Below are 16,560 nucleotides of genomic sequence, written 5' to 3'. Positions count from 1 at the left end.
CAGAAGGTAAAATCGCAGGGACCACGCGGGAATAGGTTGCAACGGCAATGCAACCCTCAGCCGAAGCTCAGGGCATGAGGCTACGCAGGATGAGATTGGAGGTGAGCGTCGGGGCATCCTCGATGCGATCGAGGTTGTACTGCAATAGCAAAGGATTGACGAAAGGCTGGAGCGCCAGATGTATCGCGTCTACCGTCTCGTCCAGTGGCGTCCTGCGCTCGAACTCACCGAGCTCTCGCCCCTCTCGTACGATCTGCAGAACAAAGTCTTTGATCCGGGCATTATAAACCTGCGAGCTTGGCCAACGCTCCGAGGCCGAGAACGCGGCGATGTCGTAAAGCTTGCGGTCGTTGAAGAACAGGTCCGCGCCCGTGACCATCAGTGTTTTGACCATGCGTCTAAAGCGCTCCGTAGGTGAGAGGCCTTCCACGTTGATGGCCTGCTCCACGGCGGCAACGATTTGCGCCAGACAATTTTTGCAAATGGCTTCGCCGATTGCCTGCTTGGAATCAAAGAACTTGTAGATGTAAGCCTTGGAAAACCCGATGGCCTTGGCCAGGTCGGACACCGTGGTCTTGCCGTAACCGTATTGACTGAAATGCTCATTGGCCGCCGCGACAATCTGGTCTCGGATGTCATGGTCGACTGGGCCACGGACGCTGGGGGATATTGGCTGGTTCATGCGGTCAGCTTACTCACCTCAAAGGCGGTTGACAACTTGTGACCACATTGTAATTAAGTCACATATCTGGCGATTTGGCTGGATAGCCGTTTGCATGTCAGGAGCTGCCATCGGCGCAACTGCCCTGCTGTACTGGGTCTATCTGGGACTCGCTTCCAAATGATTTCCTGACATCTGGTGCTCATCACTGCGTCTGCGGACCATCGAGCGGAACATCAAGGATGAAGGTTGCGCCCTGTCCAGCCCCGTCGCTGTGCACGGTCAAGCTGCCCCCCATTTCCTGCGCGGCCAGCGCGCAGCTGTGCAGGCCGAAACCGTGACCGTCTTTGCGAGTAGTGAAGCCATGGGAAAAGAGCCGCGCCAGATGCTCTGGTGCAATCCCATTGCCGTTGTCGGTCACGGTGATACGCAATGCTGGCCCGTCAGCCAGGAAGGCGCTGAACGTGATGCACGGGCTGCGATCGATCACGCCGTTCATTGCTTGTTTGGCATTGCGGATCAGGTTCACCAGAATCAGCAGCATCCGGTGCCGGTCCAGCGGCAGCAAGGGCAAGTCGGCAATGTCCTTGACCACCGTCACCTCCTGGCGCGCCAGTGATCCAGCACTCATGCGCAAGGCATCATCGATCAACTCCGGGACCGGTACTGTCTCGACGATACTGACAGCAACGGCATAGGACTGCTGGGCAGCGACAATGGTTTTGATGTGGTCAATGCCCTTGGTGAGTTGTCCGAGCTCTTCGATGATGCCCTGTTGCTCTATCGCCACCACCTCCGCCAGCTTGAGCAGGTAGCCGGGCAGCATCTTTCCTTTGTGGTCTGTGGTGAGAAAATCGCTCAAGTCATGGACGTGTTCGTTCATCATCTGAGCCACCTTGCCCAGCCCCTGGGCTTTGGAGGTGCGCATCAGGCTGCTGACCAGTTCTGCCGATACGTTCACGCTGTTAAGAACGTTGCCGACGTTGTGGAGCACAGTCGTAGCGATTTCGGCCATGCCCGCCTGACGGGATTTTGCATGCAGTTCGGTTTGCACGTGGCTCATGCGTAGCGCCGCGCGCACGCGAGCCATGAGCTCCAGCGGTGAGAAGGGTTTGGCGATATAGTCATCGGCGCCACTCTCCAGCCCGGAGACGCAGGCCTCGCTACCACCGCGGGCGGTCACCAGGATCACCGGTAAATGGGCAAAACCGGCGCTGGCTTTGATTCTGGCTGTCAGGCCAAAGCCATCGAGTTTCGGCATCATTACATCCGAAACGACGACATCGATGGGTCGGCGCTGCAGGAGTGCCCAGGCCTGCTCGCCATCAGCTGCGGTGGCGACGATGTAATCGTTTTGCAAAAGCTCTCTGAGATAGCTGAGCATTTCCGGGCTGTCGTCGACCACCAGCACTCGGGATCGCAAGGCGAGTTCCGGGTGCTGCTCGTCGCCTGCGCCTTGCATCGAGACTTGATCGTTGCGACTGCCTTGGTGGCCGTCGTCGAAACGCAGGTGGCGCTGCTCAATAGTGCTTGTTGTGCTCGATGACGATCGCTCCTGCATATGGCTGACTTCGCTCGGTACGGTGTTTTGCTCGGCCCCCAGCGGAAGTCGAACAAAGAAGCACGAACCCCGTCCAGGCTCACTGTTGACGCCGACTTCGCCCCCCATCAGTTCGGCCAGATCCTTGACCAGGGCCAGGCCGATGCCTGTGCCGCTGTAGTGGCGCGTGGCGGAATTGTCGATCTGGGAAAAACGCTGGAACAGCAACGGCAGTTTGTCAGGCGCAATGCCGATCCCCGAGTCTTGCACCGCGAGTTCAAAACGCTCGCCATCAATCAGCGTCACTGCCAGGTGCACGGTACCGCCGGCGGGCGTGAACTTGATGGCATTGCTCACCAGGTTGAGAAGAATCTTCTCGAAGTGTCGGGGGTCCAGGAACACCGTGCCGAGCGCAGGATCGATGCTGCTGGTCAAGGTGCAGCCTTTGCCCTCGGCCACCATGGCGGCATCCTCGGCCAGCACACCCACCATCTTGTTCAAGTCAATTGGCGCCGGACACACCTCAAACTTACCCGCTTCGGCTTTGGAGAAATCGAGAATGTCATTCACCCGGTTCATCAAGCGCAGTGCGTTGCGTTGGGCGCGGTCGATTTGCACATGCCAGTCCGCCGGCGGGATGGTCGCCGCCGAGAGCTGCTCCAGGGGGGCGAGAATGAGGGTCAGGGGGGTGCGCAGTTCGTGGCTGACCGTGGCGACGAAATCGCTCTTTGCCTGGTTGGCCGTCTCGGCCTGGTTGCGCGCCTGAATGAGCTCGACGGCCTGCGCCTCCAGCACCTCGGTCTGTTGATGCAGCGTGTCGGTCCGTTCGGCGACCATTCTCTCCAAGGAGGCCTGCACTTGCTGTCGTTCGGCTTCAGCCTCAGCCTCCAGCACCCGGATGCGCAGGGCATTCTCCTGGAACACCCGTACGGCGCGGGTCATGATTCCAATCTCGTCACCGCGTCCGGCACTGGCGATCTCGGCGTTCAGGTCGCCGGCCGCAAGCCTGCGCATGACCGAGGCCAGGGCCACGATGGGCTGTGCGATAAATCGCGACGTGCTCCAGGCGATGGCGCCGGCTAGCAGGATGGCGACGGTACCTGCAATTATCGTCGCATGCATACCGCGATCATTGTGGACCAAGGCGTCGGAGCGCGCCTCTCCAGCGAAGCGCGCAACCAACTGGCCGGCGCTGCGAGCCTCGTCGCGAACCTGATCGCGTGCATCGCTCAAAGCGTTGCTCGCCTGATGGAACCTGGCGAACGCCGCCCGGTAGCCGGCAATCTGATCGCTGACCGTCAGGGGCGTAGCCTTGGCTTGCAGCCCCACGGACGAAGGCAGAACGCGCGCGAGACGGGAAAGTTCATCAAGGATGTGGCCGACAGAGCTGGCGACCTCCGCTGACGGTGACAGGCGAAACGACAGGGTCTGCGCCTCCAGGGTGGCAACACGCTCGGCGAAACGCTTGGACAACGCGGCGGCATTGTGCAGCAAGCCGGTGGCTGCCTGAATGTCGCTTGCATCATGAGCAACGCGCCCATCCACCTCACTCAACATTGCCTCGAGGTGCTCGACCACATTCCCGACGACGGCGAGCTGCCGCAACGCCTCGCCTCCCCGCAACTTGGGCGCCTCGCCAAGGTGCTCTACCGTCACGCAGGTAGCAACGACCGCTGTTGCCAACTGGTCCAGGGGCTCTCTCTCCTGCGGCTCCCCCATCACCTCGCGCAATTGCTCGACCACCGGCGGGAGTGCCGCGCAGGCGCTGTGCGCCGCGGCCGCCCCATCACCGGTCACCAGCATCTTGGCCACATTGGCGATGATGATCCGTTCGCCGTTGCGCAGGATATCCAGGATGCGATGCGCGCTTTCAATGTTGCTCACCTGCGCCTGGTGCTCAGCGGTGCGGGCGTCAAGCCCCTTCAGCCCATCGGCGATGCCCTGTTCGACCAGGATCGTCGCCTCTCGCATCCGACCGTAGTGGGCTGTCATGTTCTCCGTTTCGCCATCCATGGTCAGGGTCGCCGCCCGCAAAGCGGCGATCGCCGCGGCGAGCCTGTCCAGACCGCCCTTGAGCGATTGCGCCTCTGCCACCGCAATGGCGGTAAGGCCGGCAATAGCGGTCGCCACCATGCCTTCGGCTTGGGAGAGGCTTTCCTGGTCGCGGGTGGCGATGAAGTTTTCCACCCGCTCGGTGGCCCCGTTGACCGAGGCCAGAATTTCTGCGGAATGGCTGGCCGAATCCACCGAACGAACCATGCCTCGCAGGCCATAGAGATTCACTAGCGATACCGCCAGCATCAGAAACACCAGTGCGGCGACTGCCAGCCCGATCCTGACGGCAATGGGCCTGTCTGTGGTGGGCCTGAATGTCAGCACCGCGCCTCGCCTCCTCGCTCCCCGCCCACCACTACTGCTTCGTCACCTCCGGCAAAGGCGTCGGCGGCGCCGTATGGTTGACGGCCGCGTCGATCATCGCCGCAACGGAAGCCTGGCTGTAGATAGGATTGGCGGCGCCGCCCACCGGCATAGTGGCGAGCCAAGCGTCCAGGTCCTTCGCATCGATGCGTACCAGCGGCACCTCGACGAACTTCGGCACTTGCTTGCCCGCCAGAATCTGCTGGGCCACCCAGAACCCCACCTGGGAGACGCTTGGGGAGGCGGAGACCGAGACGGTCTCGTAGCCATTGGCATCGCGCTCCTGCTTCCACAGGGCAAGTTCGTCCTGACGGTTCCCCATCACAATAATCGGCAAAGGGCGCCCCGCCGCCTTGAACGCCATGGCCGCGCCGTAGCCGTCGCCCCCCTGAGTCGCGACGGCATCAATGCTGGGAAGCGACGGCAGTGCCAGCGCCACCTCCTTGCGTGCGACGGACGCCGTCCAGTTCCCGTACACGGTCTTGGCGAACTTCAGGCCCGGGTAGTCGCTGGCGGCCTTGCGAATGCCGTCGCTGATGTTTTTATCGGTGGCATCGCCGGCAATGCCGCGGATCTCCAGCAGTGTTCCGTTCCCCTTGAGACGCTCGGCGATATAATCCATTTCCACGCGGCCCATGGCGGACCAGTTGTAGTCCACGGTATAGACGCAACTTTCGGTGACCAGACTGGCCATGACGACCACCACGATGCCAGCGTTGCATGCATCGCGAATCACCCCATTGAGGGCCGTGTCGGACGCGGCCAGGATGACGATGGCGTTCACGCCTTTGACGATCATGTCCTGGATATGGGCCGCCTGTTCCGCTGCGGAGTTATTGGCGCTGACCACCGGAGCCTCGCGGATCAAGCCATCCTTTTGGGCTTGGGCCGCCACCTCCTGCCAGTTGCGCACCATCACTTTGCGGAAATCACTGCCCGCGTAGGAGTTGCTGAAGGCAATGCTATAGCTTGAGGTAGGGCCGCCGGCGATGCCGCCATCGGCAGCTTGGGCTGGATTGGCGACAACCATCGCCAGCCCGGTCACGCAGCCGGCGAGGCGCCATAAGATTTTGTGGAGTGGTTTAGTGTTCATGCGGCTCTCCATGTCCTTGGGATTTACCAAAAGTAATCCACCTGCATTTGCCGACAGTCTGGATCGACTGCTCGACCTGGTTGGAGAAGTCGGCCTTCAGATTGGAGATCGTCGACCCTGTGAATGAAGCGCCCAAACGCTCACGAACTGAGGAGATATTGCCCATTGATCAAGCTGTGCCCCTGGGCACCGGTTACCGGATTGCTCATTCGGTCATTCCAATCATAGAACCGGGCACGAAGAACCAGAGACATACAGACTCCTTTCCTTGGCGGCTGAAAACCGAAATCAGTACATTGCCTGCAGTGACACTGAGCATAGTCTCAAGGTGCCCACTTCGCTCGCGGCCATGAAGGATTTCAGCGAGACTCTGCTTGTCGTGATGGGCGGGAGTCGACCAACAGAGCAGATCCTAACCTTCCTCCTTGGCCTCAAGCGCACGGTAGTGGTCAATCTTGACTTGCAGTGCAGCAACGGCCTTTTGCATGGCAGCAACTTCGGCCTGTACATCCTGTAAATGGCTCTCCAGCATCTGGCGGCGTTCGGCAATCGTTGAGTCCCCAGCGCTGCGCAGCTTGGCGAATGTTTGCATTTTGCCGATGGTCATGTGAGTGGTGCGTAAACGCAGCAAAAACTCCAGCCACGCCATATCAGTCGGCGCATAAAGCCGTTGCCCGCCGGCCGCACGGGCGACCGGCGCCAACAGGCCGATGCGTTCGTAGTAGCGCAGGGTATAGGCCGTAAGGCCAGTGCGCTTGGCGACCTGGTCAATCGTCTGGTAGGCGTTCATAAGCACAATCCTTGGCCATCGGTGTTCGGTAATGCACCCGTCCCGCTCACTCGGGAGGTGCGGCAACAATTTTGATGCCTCGTTTGGCAAACACTTCCCGCGCTGCGCTGATGCCATTCAACGCGCTTGGAAAACCAGCATACACCGCCATCTGGATGATGATTTCAACGATCTCCTCAGGTTTGCAACCCACATTCAGCGCCCCCTCTATATGCACCTTGAGTTGAGGTTGCGCGTTCCCCAATGCGGTGAGGGCCGCGATGGTTGCCAACTCGCGTGTGCACAGAGCAACACCAGGCCTGGAAAACACATCACCATAGGCGAAATCGACTATCCATTCACCCAGCTCGGGCGAGATATCGCTAAGCGACTTGACCACGTTGTTGCCGGTGGTCCCGGTGATTCTTTCCAGGGTCTCGACCCCTTTCACTCGTCGACTATCCGGTTCAGTTGCCGACGCCGGAATTGCGATTGCTGAAAGCACGAGCCCGGTTACAGCGCTCAGTTTTTTAAATGTCATGACCTGTCTCCTTGTTTAAGCCGCGCAACGGACCTGGCCGTTTTGGCGGTGCAACAAGGAGGCTATTGGTTAGAGTGCGCTCTAAGTCAAGCGCCAGTTGCTTTCAGCTAAAAGGGCCCGCAGCTAAAGGGAGCCCCCCTCACATCATCGTCACACCACCGCAGTTGCAGCCGTTCTGGAACGCCAGGCAAAAGCCAACACCATCAACAGCCCCAGACCCGCCATTGCCGCTCCAGCCAGGGAAATCGCCGGATAACCCAGCCCGGTATTGATCACCGCTCCGCCCAGCGCCGCACCCATCGCGTTACCCAAGTTGAAGGCGCCGATGTTCACCGCCGAGGCCAGATTGGGTGCGTCCTTGGCGGCTTCCATGACGCGCATCTGTAGCGGCGGCACCAGGGCGAAGCTGGCGATCCCCCATATCAGGATGGCAACGGCGGCCGGCAGCGGCCAACGCATCAATACGGTGAATGCCAACAAGACCAGAATCAGCACGCTCAGCGAAACGATCAGGGTGCGATCTATCGAGCGGTCGGCGGCCTTGCCGCCCCACATGTTGCCCAGCGTCAACCCCACACCGAACAGCATCAGCATGGCGGTGATGTAGGCGGTTGATGCATGGGTCTCGCTGCTGAGGATCGGCGCAATGTAGGTGAAGACGGTAAACATTGCACCCGAGCCGACTACGGTCAGGGCCAACGCCCCCAGCACCGGTCCACGGCCCAGCACCCGAATTTCGGCCAGTACACCGACGCTTTGTGGCGCTTGCAGATTTGGTAGCGCGAACCACAACGCGGCCATGGTTACCACGCCGAGTCCGGTAATACCCCAGAATGCGGTGCGCCAGCCGAACAGTTCGCCAAACCAGGCGGCCAGCGGCACACCGCCGATGGTGGCCAGGGTCAGGCCCAAGAACATGGCCGCAACCGCCCCGGCGCGTTTCTCCGGGGCGACCACGCTAGCGGCGACGATGGAGCCGACGCCAAAAAACGCGCCGTGGTTCAGTGAGGTCACCACTCTGGCAACCATGAGGCTGTAGTAATCGGTAGCCAGGGCTGACATCAGATTACCCAGGGTAAAAATCGCCATGAGTCCGATCAGCAGATAGCGCCGGGGAATCCTGCCGGTGGTCAGGGTCATCAGCGGCGCGCCGAGCAATACGCCCAAGGCGTAGGCACTGACCAACAAACCTGCGGCGGGAATGGATACGCCGAGATCCGCAGCGATGCCCGGCAACATGCCCATGGGGGCGAACTCGGTAACGCCGATGCCAAAGGCACCAATGGCGAGTGCGACAAGCGGTGGATTGATACGCATGGAAGGCTCCTTATCTATGCCGCCAATGCTACGATCCAACTTTTTCAGGCGGTAGATAGCATTTCTGGCAATCACCTTTGCGTACGGAGCACAAATGGACTTCAACGGCAGATCAGGTGAAATGTGCGTGTTCGCCACCGTGGCGCAGGAAGGCAGCCTGTCAGCCGCCGCGCGTGCATTGGGGCTGACCCCCTCGGCGGTCAGTCGGATCATCGCGCGTACTGAACAACGTCTTGGCACTCGCCTGTTGTTGCGCACCACCCGAGCGATCACCTTCACCGCCGAGGGCGAGGCTTACCTGCGCGGCGCCCGCCGTATCCTGGCCGACATGGCCGAGGTCGAAGAAGCCATCGCCGACCAGGGCGTGCCCCGGGGCCGTTTGCGGGTCAGTGCCGCCCTCGGCCATGGGCGCCAGACCATCGTTCCCTTGGTGGCAGCATTCAGCGCCCGCTACCCGAACATCGTCGTCGACCTCACCCTCGGCGACGAAGTGGTCGACATTCTCGGCGGTCAGGCCGACGTGGCGGTACGCTTTGGCCATCTGCCCGACAGCCCGCTGACCGCACGAAGGATCGGCGACACCGGCCAGGTCGTGGTGGCATCGCCCGAGTATCTGCAGCGCCACGGCATCCCCCGGGAACCGGAAGACCTGCTACGGCACAACTGCCTGCGCTTCAACTTCCGTCGTGCCGAACCCAACTGGCCGTTCATCCGCGAGGGAAATGAGTTTTCCCTGAAGGTCAGCGGCAACATCGAATGCAGCAGTGGTGAAGCGCTGGCACAACTCGCACGGGTAGGCGCTGGCATCGCGCGTATCGGCGATTTCACCGTAGCCGAGGACCTGCGGCGCGGCGATCTGGTACCGCTGCTGGAAGCCTGGAACCCCGGAGACCGGGAGCCGATTCATGCAGTGTTCGTAGGTGGTTCGGCAATGCCGGCGCGGGTGCGGTTATTCGTGGACTTCTTGCTGGAACATCACCGGATGTAAACGGGTAACGTCACCTGCCCCTTTCGGATGCTCGTAATGCTGTGGGAGTTTTGCCTGACTGGAACAATCGGGAGCTATAGCCGAGATTGGCCGATGGCGATTGGTGAGAGGCGGCTTTCGGCTAGAAGCGGACGATGGTCAGCTCAAACGTCTAAATCTAAACATCTAGGGCCTTTCATAGAAGACTTCAAACCCGGCACCTAGTCCCAGTTCAAGCCCCTCAAGGCGCCGACGGCATTGTTGGAAGCATCATGTTCGTCAGTCCTAAAAGCTCCCCCCCTCAATATGGTAGACCGTCGGCTCTTCCGAAAAATATTCCTCCAAGCCCATCATGAACAGCCGATGGTCTTCACTCGCTTCGAAGCCCGGAGTGTGATCCTCAAGTGAGGCCCAGCGCACGATCAGGTTGAATTGCTGGGGGGTTTCAATCCCTTGCGCTAGCAAGTGGCCGCCGTAACCCTTTGCGCGGGTGAGCAAAGGGGCGACCTCGGCAAATGCGTGTCTGAACGCTTCAATGCGTTCTTTGTGAACAGGGAGCAGAGCGATTTCATAAATCATGGCATTCCTCCAACAAGCTCAGTTGATTAAAAGTACGCACTCACGAGATGAGCGATGGCTCGACTGCAATCGCGATTTTTCCCTGAAGGCCGTTGTTGGGGCTCTCCAGTCGAGCGTGGGCAAGCCCAATGTCGGCCAGCGAATAGACCGCGCCAACGTGCGGGCGCAGTTGGCCGCGCTCTACCAATGCGCTCAACTCATCAAGTTTGCCGCGGTTTTGTCGGGTAAAAACGAAGTGATAACTCGCGTTCTTGCCCCACGCCTGAACAAGGTTTTGCGGCTGGGCAATGTCCACAATCGAGACTAGGCGGCCGAGTTGGGCGAGCACGTCGGGGCTACGCGTCAGTGTGTTGCCGCCGATGGTGTCGAACACCACATCCACGCCGTGACCACCGGTTTCGCGCATGACGGCGTCGACGTAATCCTCCTTTTCGTAGTCGATGAGCACATCGGCACCCAGGCTGCGTGCGAACTCAAAGTTTGCTTCGCGCACGGTCGTGAAGACCCGCGCTCCAATGGCTTTTGCCACCTGGATCGCGACATGCCCTACGCCTCCCGCGCCGCCGTGTATCAGAATGCTCTCCCCCACTCTGAGCGCCGCTCGCACGGTCAGTGCTTCCCACACCGTCCCGCCAACCAGGGTCAGACTTGCTGCCTCAAGGTGGCTCAGTGATTGCGGCTTACGCCCGATGATGCCTTCGGCCGCAACGTGGTACTCGGCATAACTGCCTGGGCCGTCGAAAATTTGCGGGGTGTACCAGACTTCGTCTCCCGGAGCGAAGCTGGTCACACCCGGCCCGACTTCTTCGACAACGCCCGATACGTCGTGTCCGGTAATGGCCGGCAGTGGCACCAGGTCGGCATAGTCGCCACGTCGAACCTGATAATCCAACGGGTTGATCGAGGTTGCGTGTACCCGGACCAGGACCTGTCCCGCGCCCGGCACGGGCTTGGGCACGTCGCGGAGTTCGAACGACTCAGGACCGCCAAATGACTTCAGTATCATCGCTTTCATGGTAAATCCTCGCATCTATAAAATTGAATATCGAGATATCTCGATATGTTAAGGTAAAAAAATTACAAATCTTTCCCTATGACCTCGGCAAGCGCGCTGATGGTTGCTTCATTGCGCTTGTAGTAGGTCCACTGACCGATACGCCTGACTTCAACCAGGCCCACTCGTTGCAACGTGGCAAGATAACCGGAGACCGTTGACTGCGACAGTCCGATACCCTCTTGAATACTACTGACGCAGACGCCGACCGTGAGAACGTCACCCTCATCCTGCGGAGGGAAGTTCTTTACGGGATCCTTCAAACCTTTCAGGATTTGAAGACGCGTAGGGTTCGAGAGGGCTTTGAATATTTCGATCAGTTCCATGCACTCAGGATATCGAGATTTACCGATATGTCAATACGAAAGGTTAGAATAATTTTGGGGTTCGGATTGCCAGCGGTTTCACAGGTTGGAGCGGGTGCCTGCTTCTAGCCGAAAGCAGCCTGTGGCCATGAGTGAAGGCTTTTCTGAAAAAAACCACGATAACGGGCCAAGCAGGTCAAAAGCGTCAAGGGCGAATTCACCGCCCTCTTTGACGCTACCCCATGACTGGTTCTGGTGCGATCGCAGCAACGACGACAGAGGCCGCGAATGCAGCCTCTCGGAGCGTCTGGTGAAATCGCCTTTAGCGTGTTCGCACAGCTTGCAACGGCGCCCTCTTTATCGTGGGCAAACTCAGAAATCAACGGTGGCCGACACTTTGAGCGTGCGCGGCGCACCTTGAGTCAGGTAGCCACCGTTGGCAGAGGCCCAGTAGTTCTCGTCGGCGACGTTCTCCAGCATCGCGTTGAAGGTCAGTGCGCGGCCCTCCAGTTGCGTCCGATAGCGCGCGCCGAGGTCGACACGGGTCCAGGCAGGGATGCTGTATTCGTTGGCGCTGTCGACGAACTGACCGCCGGTGCGCAGCAGCAGGCCGTTCAGGCTCAACCCGGACAAGCCGGGCACATCCCAGTCGGCGCCCAGATTGAATTGGAACTGCGGCACACCCACCGCCTGGTTGCCATCGTCGCGGCCGCCGGCTGTGCCGCGCAGCTCGGCTTTGGTCCAGGTGGCGCCGCTCAGCAGGCGCAGGCCGTCCAGCGGCTCGCCGAACAGACTCAGCTCCACGCCGCGATTACGCTGCTCGGCATCCACCCGGTAATAGCCGTCGCCGCCGAGCACGCCCTGCGGCTGTTCGATGCGGAACAGGCTGAGACTGCCGCCGAAGGTGCCCCAGTCAAGCTTGGCGCCCATCTCGATCTGCTTGGAGCGATAGGGCGCGAACATCTCGCCGCTGTTGAGCGCGGCGCCCGGCGCGGTCGGCCCCTGCTGCAGGGACTCGACGCGGTTGGCATAGAGCGACAGGAACTCGGTGGGCTTGATCACAAGGCCATAGGCCGGCGTGGTGATACTTTCCTGATAGTTTGAGGTGCGGGCACCGCTGGCCGCGCTCCAGGCATCGGAGCTGATGGATTGGCGGCGTACGCCCAGGGTCAGCAGCACGCGGTCGTCGAGCAAGCCCAGGGTGTCGGACACCGCCAGGCTGCGGTTCTGCACCTTGGCGGTGGTGTCCGGGTCGTGAATATCGCCGGAGATGCTGGTGGCCGGCGGCTCGGCGATGGGCTGGCCCTCATACAGATTGCCGAAGCCGCGACTGCCCGCCGCGGTGGACTCGAACGCGTTGCGCTTCTCCTGCCAGATGCCGTTGCCGGCCAGGTTGATGCGGTGACTGACCGGCCCGGTGGTGAGTTCGCCGCGCAGCCCCGTTACGGCACTCAGGGTCTCCTGGTCCAGCGGCGAATAGAGGCGACCGATACGTGCGTCGCCGTTCGCGCCGTAGACGTAGTTGGAGGCGTAGATACCGTTCTCCCGTGTGTATTTGCCGCCTGCACTTAGGTATGCCGTCCAAGTGGGCGACAGGTCGTACTCGGCGCTGAACATGCCATAGGTGTCTTCGAGTTGCGACCAGCTCCAGGGTTGCGCGTAGTTGTGGTCGGAGTCGGGTGCCGACGGCGTCTTGCCGTTGAGAGTGCTGGTAGGCCCCGTCGTGGTCAGATAGACCACCGAGCGCCCCTCGTTGACCCGTTGCTTCTGGTAACCGAGATCCGCAGACAGTCGCAGACGGTCGCCGCGGTAGTCCAGGCCGAGGGTGGCGAGACTGAAGCGCGAGTGCTCCTCGTCCACCGCTGTCTCGCCCTCGCGCTGGGCCAGGTTCACCCGTACGCCGAAGCGGTTTTCCTCGCCAAAGCGCTGGCCCAGGTCGAGGTGCCCACCCACTCGGTTGTCGCTGGCATAGTCCAAGGTGGCGCGGCGCGTGGGGCTGTCCTCGGCACGCTTGGAGACCACGTTGATCGCCCCGCCGACACCGCTGCCCGACGGCGACACGCCATTCACAAAGGCGTTAGCCCCCTTGAACACCTCGACCCGCTCGACCGACTCGGTGGAGATGATCTGTCGCGGCAGAATACCGTACAGCCCGTTGAAGGCAATATCGTCGCTGAACAGCTGGAACCCGCGCACAACGAACACCTGGGAGAAGTTACCGAAGCCGAACGACTGACGCACGCCCGGATCGCTGGCCAGCACCTCGGCCAGGGTCTGCGCCTGGCGCGTCTCAATCAGCTCGGAGGTGTAACTGGAGAAGGCGAAAGGCACATCTTGCATGTCTTGGTTGCCCAGCACGCCGATGCGGGCACCCCGCGCCGTCTGCCCACCGGCGTACTCCGCCGGCAGATCGACACGGCCGTCGGCGATCCCGCTGATGGTGGTGGAGCCCAGCTCCAACACACCTTGCTCGGGCAGCGGCACCAGAGTGATGGTGCCGTCGTCGCCAGTCTGGAAGCTCAGGCCACTGCCCTCCAACAACCGCTGCAGGCCGTCGACCACCGAATAGTCGCCCTTGAGCGCCTGCGCCACACCACTGCCACGGGTCAGGCCGGCCTCATAGAGCAGACGCACGTCGGCCTGCTCGGCGAAATCGATGAGCGCCGCGTCGAGTCGCTGGGCGGGCACGTCGAGCTGTACGGCTTGCGCCTGTGCGGCAGCCATGGCCAGGGGGAGTACGGCTAGCGCCGCGAGGAAGGGGGTCGACCGCATGCTGATGTCCTTGGCTATCAATGCGAAGAAGTCGCATTTGCAGGAACAGAAGACGAAGGGGCCGATGATTTCTGAACCATCGCCGCCTAAATATTTTCTGTTTTCTTGAAGGCCCAGGCGCGGCGCGAGTCTCAGCGGCGTGACGCGACCAGAATCAACCCCGGCAAGCGCACCAGACGCACAGGCAAGGTGGTTTCAACAGCACTTAACACCGCCTGTGGATCGTCGAGGGCGAACACACCGGTCACCTGTACCCTGCGAGCGGCTTCGTCAACAAACAGCACGCGCGCAGACTGGCTGCGCTCAAGTTCGGCGAACACTTGCTCCAGTGGCCTGTCACGGAATATCAGCTTGCCGCGCTGCCAGCCCAAGCGCTGGCGCGCATCCAATGCCTGCGGCACCTGCAACTCCCCACCGCGCCACTGCACCTGTTGCCCGCCGACCACCGGCAGCGGCTCGCGCCCCTCGCTGGAGGCCAACACTCGGCCCTCGCTGACCGCGAGGTCGACACCGCCCTCCTCCAGACGCACATCAAAGCGCGTGCCGGTGACGCGTATGCGCGCTTCGCCGGCAGTGACAGTGAACGGCCGAGCCGGGTCAGGGGCTACCTGGAAATCCGCCTCGCCGCGGTACAGCCTGACCTCGCGGCGACCGTCGACAAACTGCCAGTCCAGCGCCGAATCACCGTTGAGGGTCAACAACGAACCATCTGCCAGACGCAACTCGCGCACCTCCCCCGGCTGGGTGCTGATATCGGCATACAGGCCAATCCAGGTGCCGCGCGGTAGCCACAGGGCGAGCAACAGCATCGCGGCGCAGGCCAGCGGAGTCGCCCAACGTCGATGGCGACGCATCACGCGCACCTGAGGCTGCTCGGCCGGACGTTCTATCTGGCCGAGCAAAGACCACAGCCCTTCCACCTCACGAAATGCTTGCTCGTGCTCGGGCGCCGCCTGGCGCCAGGCATGCGCGGCCTCGCGATCGGCAGCGGTGGCGCGACCAGAATGCAGCAACACCTGCCATTGCCGGGCCTGATCGAGAAGCGAAGGATGAGTCACGGCTGCGGGTCCATCTGCTGCTGGCAGTGTTCGAGGGCCTTCAAAATATAACGTCCGGCCATGCTTTCCGAGACACCCAGGCGCTCGCCGATCTCACGCTGGGTCAGCCCGTCCAGGCGATTCCACAACAACGCCTGACGCAGATGCGGTGGCAAATCCTGGACTACGCGCTGCAATAGCTCCAGGCGCTGGGCGTCGCTTGCCGCTCGCTCCGGACCAGGCTGGGCACTGACCAATTCGACGGATATCTCCTCTTCGACAGGGCGCGATTTTTGCTGACGGCGGTAGTCAATGATCAGGTTGCGCGCGATGCGATAGAGGAAAGCACGAAGATTGCCGATCTCCTTCCCGGACTCGCGCCGGCGAAAGCGCAACCAAGTCTCCTGGCGCAGGTCGGCTGCCAGTTCTGCGCACTTCACCTGCCGCGTGAGGAAGCTCAGCAGCTCGCTCGAATGGCTCTCGAACTCGCCGTCAGCGGAATGAGGATCAGGTGGCCAGGACACGCAAGCGACTCAAGCGAGGAAGAACCGCGAGAATATCTCAAATGATAATGACTTTCAATTAATGAGGCGTTTGCGATATTTCGTTGGTTATGACCAACAGTGGAACAATCAGGGGCAACCAATCGGGAGACTACGATAGGGATCGTTATTGAGAGACCATACTCTAGGCCAGAAGCGGGCAAACGATGGTCGCTGGGGCAGTAAGCTGGCTGGTCACCCATGTACCAAATTGGCGTCTGGACAATTGCGCCCCGCGCGCTCACCACGGTTCGATCTGCATCAGCTAGCGGCGAGCCGCCGATAGATCGCGCACGTGCCCCAAGACAGCATCACTGCTGGGATCGAAAGCAAAATGCAATACAAAATGCCAACTGCCAGTAGCGGCCCCGCTCCAGATGTCATCATCACACACGGAATCTGCCCGAACATTACGATAGGGCCTGCCAGCCATCCGCGTTTTTGAAACAGCAGACCAAGCGTCAATGTCAGCGCCAGGGACGCAGGATATAGAACAGCCCAATAACATTGCGCGTCCCAAGGCTCATTCACTCCGGCCAACCATGACGCCGCCAGCCAAAAGCTCACACTGATGACGCAAGCAACGATCGTCGCCAGCCACATGCTTTTCAATGTAACCGTCCGAGCATCCCATCTTGCGCTGAGGGACTAACGATTTGCTGATCATTGCGATCCAACGATCCACCGCAATTACTTACCAAAAAATCAGCTAAGTCCTCAGCAGCTTCCTCCGCCAGTAAGCCGACAACGACTGTAATGCCTGCATCTCGTAGCATTCTTATGCCCGCTCCCGAGTTTCTTGGATCGGGATCAAGCAATCCAACAAAAACTTTATCGACCCCGCTGTTTACCAGCACGCAACCTACTGGCGGGTTTGGAAGGCAGTCAGGTAAGGCCAAGCGCCCTTGGGCAAGGGCAAGCTGCATGAAATCGGCATTGGAGGTCAGAGTAGGCATATTCGATGG

Annotated in this window: 13 protein-coding genes and 3 pseudogenes; 1 reads left to right on the top strand and 15 read right to left on the bottom strand. The window is 60.8% G+C overall.

The genetic code is table 11. The features are described from left to right. Positions 1 to 67: 67 nt before the first annotated feature. The 8 genes and pseudogenes from MKS85_RS11580 to MKS85_RS11555 form a co-directional block, all read right to left on the bottom strand. Complete coding sequence (locus MKS85_RS11580; protein WP_047230136.1) at positions 68 to 682, bottom strand: TetR/AcrR family transcriptional regulator; 615 nt, start codon at positions 680 to 682, stop codon at positions 68 to 70. 184 nt (positions 683 to 866) lie between these two features. Beyond that, positions 867 to 1,205 (bottom strand): annotated as a pseudogene (locus MKS85_RS28960) (ATP-binding protein); the annotation flags it as partial. 519 nt (positions 1,206 to 1,724) lie between these two features. After that, a pseudogene (locus tag MKS85_RS28955) lies at positions 1,725 to 2,060 on the bottom strand (response regulator transcription factor); the annotation flags it as partial. A gap of 213 nt (positions 2,061 to 2,273) precedes the next feature. Then, positions 2,274 to 3,323: pseudogene (locus MKS85_RS28950) on the bottom strand (sensor histidine kinase); the annotation flags it as partial. A gap of 1,288 nt (positions 3,324 to 4,611) precedes the next feature. Then, positions 4,612 to 5,712 (bottom strand): ABC transporter substrate-binding protein, encoded by a 1,101-nt coding sequence (locus tag MKS85_RS11570; RefSeq protein ID WP_310662872.1) that lies wholly within the window; start codon positions 5,710 to 5,712, stop codon positions 4,612 to 4,614. Between the two features lie 412 nt (positions 5,713 to 6,124). Further along, a complete protein-coding gene (locus MKS85_RS11565) occupies positions 6,125 to 6,502 on the bottom strand; it encodes a MerR family transcriptional regulator (RefSeq protein ID WP_047230139.1) in 378 nt (125 codons plus the stop codon). 46 nt (positions 6,503 to 6,548) lie between these two features. Further along, a complete protein-coding gene (locus MKS85_RS11560) occupies positions 6,549 to 7,022 on the bottom strand; it encodes a carboxymuconolactone decarboxylase family protein (protein ID WP_173406828.1) in 474 nt (157 codons plus the stop codon). Positions 7,023 to 7,172: 150 nt separating this feature from the next. Beyond that, positions 7,173 to 8,339 (bottom strand): MFS transporter, encoded by a 1,167-nt coding sequence (locus tag MKS85_RS11555; protein ID WP_139049733.1) that lies wholly within the window; start codon positions 8,337 to 8,339, stop codon positions 7,173 to 7,175. Positions 8,340 to 8,433: 94 nt separating this feature from the next. Here MKS85_RS11555 and MKS85_RS11550 point away from each other — a divergent pair, with 94 nt between their 5' ends. Continuing rightward, a complete protein-coding gene (locus MKS85_RS11550; RefSeq protein ID WP_310662871.1) occupies positions 8,434 to 9,327 on the top strand; it encodes a LysR family transcriptional regulator in 894 nt (297 codons plus the stop codon). Between the two features lie 264 nt (positions 9,328 to 9,591). Here the strand turns inward: MKS85_RS11550 and MKS85_RS11545 are convergent, their stop codons facing one another. The 7 genes from MKS85_RS11545 to MKS85_RS11515 form a co-directional block, all read right to left on the bottom strand. Continuing rightward, positions 9,592 to 9,885: an antibiotic biosynthesis monooxygenase gene (locus tag MKS85_RS11545; protein WP_047230142.1), complete on the bottom strand. Its 294-nt coding sequence runs from the start codon at positions 9,883 to 9,885 to the stop codon at positions 9,592 to 9,594. Positions 9,886 to 9,925: 40 nt separating this feature from the next. Next, complete coding sequence (locus MKS85_RS11540; RefSeq protein WP_310662870.1) at positions 9,926 to 10,900, bottom strand: zinc-dependent alcohol dehydrogenase family protein; 975 nt, start codon at positions 10,898 to 10,900, stop codon at positions 9,926 to 9,928. Positions 10,901 to 10,962: 62 nt separating this feature from the next. Beyond that, entirely contained in the window at positions 10,963 to 11,265 is a 303-nt protein-coding gene (locus MKS85_RS11535) for a helix-turn-helix transcriptional regulator (RefSeq protein WP_047230144.1), read from the bottom strand. Positions 11,266 to 11,616: 351 nt separating this feature from the next. Further along, positions 11,617 to 14,016: a TonB-dependent receptor gene (locus tag MKS85_RS11530; RefSeq protein WP_188251096.1), complete on the bottom strand. Its 2,400-nt coding sequence runs from the start codon at positions 14,014 to 14,016 to the stop codon at positions 11,617 to 11,619. A 131-nt stretch (positions 14,017 to 14,147) separates the two neighbouring features. Continuing rightward, a complete protein-coding gene (locus tag MKS85_RS11525) occupies positions 14,148 to 15,074 on the bottom strand; it encodes a FecR family protein (RefSeq protein ID WP_310662869.1) in 927 nt (308 codons plus the stop codon). Beyond that, complete coding sequence (locus MKS85_RS11520) at positions 15,071 to 15,577, bottom strand: sigma-70 family RNA polymerase sigma factor (RefSeq protein WP_310662868.1); 507 nt, start codon at positions 15,575 to 15,577, stop codon at positions 15,071 to 15,073. Before MKS85_RS11520 ends, MKS85_RS11525 begins: the two co-directional genes overlap by 4 nt. Positions 15,578 to 16,203: 626 nt before the next feature. Then, positions 16,204 to 16,551 carry a hypothetical protein gene (locus tag MKS85_RS11515; RefSeq protein ID WP_310662867.1) on the bottom strand — a complete coding sequence of 116 codons (348 nt, stop codon included), beginning with the start codon at positions 16,549 to 16,551 and terminating at the stop codon, positions 16,204 to 16,206. Positions 16,552 to 16,560 lie beyond the last annotated feature (9 nt).

Source organism: Pseudomonas sp. JL2 (assembly GCF_031570495.1).
In the GTDB taxonomy this organism is placed as follows: Bacteria; Pseudomonadota; Gammaproteobacteria; order Pseudomonadales; family Pseudomonadaceae; genus Aquipseudomonas; species Aquipseudomonas rhizophila.
The sequence above is the reverse complement of the archived record's forward strand: the minus strand, read 5'-3'. Positions and strand labels throughout refer to the sequence as shown.

Excerpts from the sequence above, each read along its gene's own strand:
- MKS85_RS11580 (WP_047230136.1), bottom strand. The coding sequence starts at position 682 with ATGAACCAGCCAATATCCCCCAGCGTCCGTGGCCCAGTCGACCATGAC.
- MKS85_RS11570 (WP_310662872.1), bottom strand. The coding sequence starts at position 5,712 with ATGAACACTAAACCACTCCACAAAATCTTATGGCGCCTCGCCGGCTGC.
- MKS85_RS11565 (WP_047230139.1), bottom strand. The coding sequence starts at position 6,502 with ATGAACGCCTACCAGACGATTGACCAGGTCGCCAAGCGCACTGGCCTT.
- MKS85_RS11560 (WP_173406828.1), bottom strand. The coding sequence starts at position 7,022 with ATGACATTTAAAAAACTGAGCGCTGTAACCGGGCTCGTGCTTTCAGCA.
- MKS85_RS11555 (WP_139049733.1), bottom strand. The coding sequence starts at position 8,339 with ATGCGTATCAATCCACCGCTTGTCGCACTCGCCATTGGTGCCTTTGGC.
- MKS85_RS11550 (WP_310662871.1), top strand. The coding sequence starts at position 8,434 with ATGGACTTCAACGGCAGATCAGGTGAAATGTGCGTGTTCGCCACCGTG.
- MKS85_RS11545 (WP_047230142.1), bottom strand. The coding sequence starts at position 9,885 with ATGATTTATGAAATCGCTCTGCTCCCTGTTCACAAAGAACGCATTGAA.
- MKS85_RS11540 (WP_310662870.1), bottom strand. The coding sequence starts at position 10,900 with ATGAAAGCGATGATACTGAAGTCATTTGGCGGTCCTGAGTCGTTCGAA.
- MKS85_RS11535 (WP_047230144.1), bottom strand. The coding sequence starts at position 11,265 with ATGGAACTGATCGAAATATTCAAAGCCCTCTCGAACCCTACGCGTCTT.
- MKS85_RS11530 (WP_188251096.1), bottom strand. The coding sequence starts at position 14,016 with ATGCGGTCGACCCCCTTCCTCGCGGCGCTAGCCGTACTCCCCCTGGCC.
- MKS85_RS11515 (WP_310662867.1), bottom strand. The coding sequence starts at position 16,551 with ATGCCTACTCTGACCTCCAATGCCGATTTCATGCAGCTTGCCCTTGCC.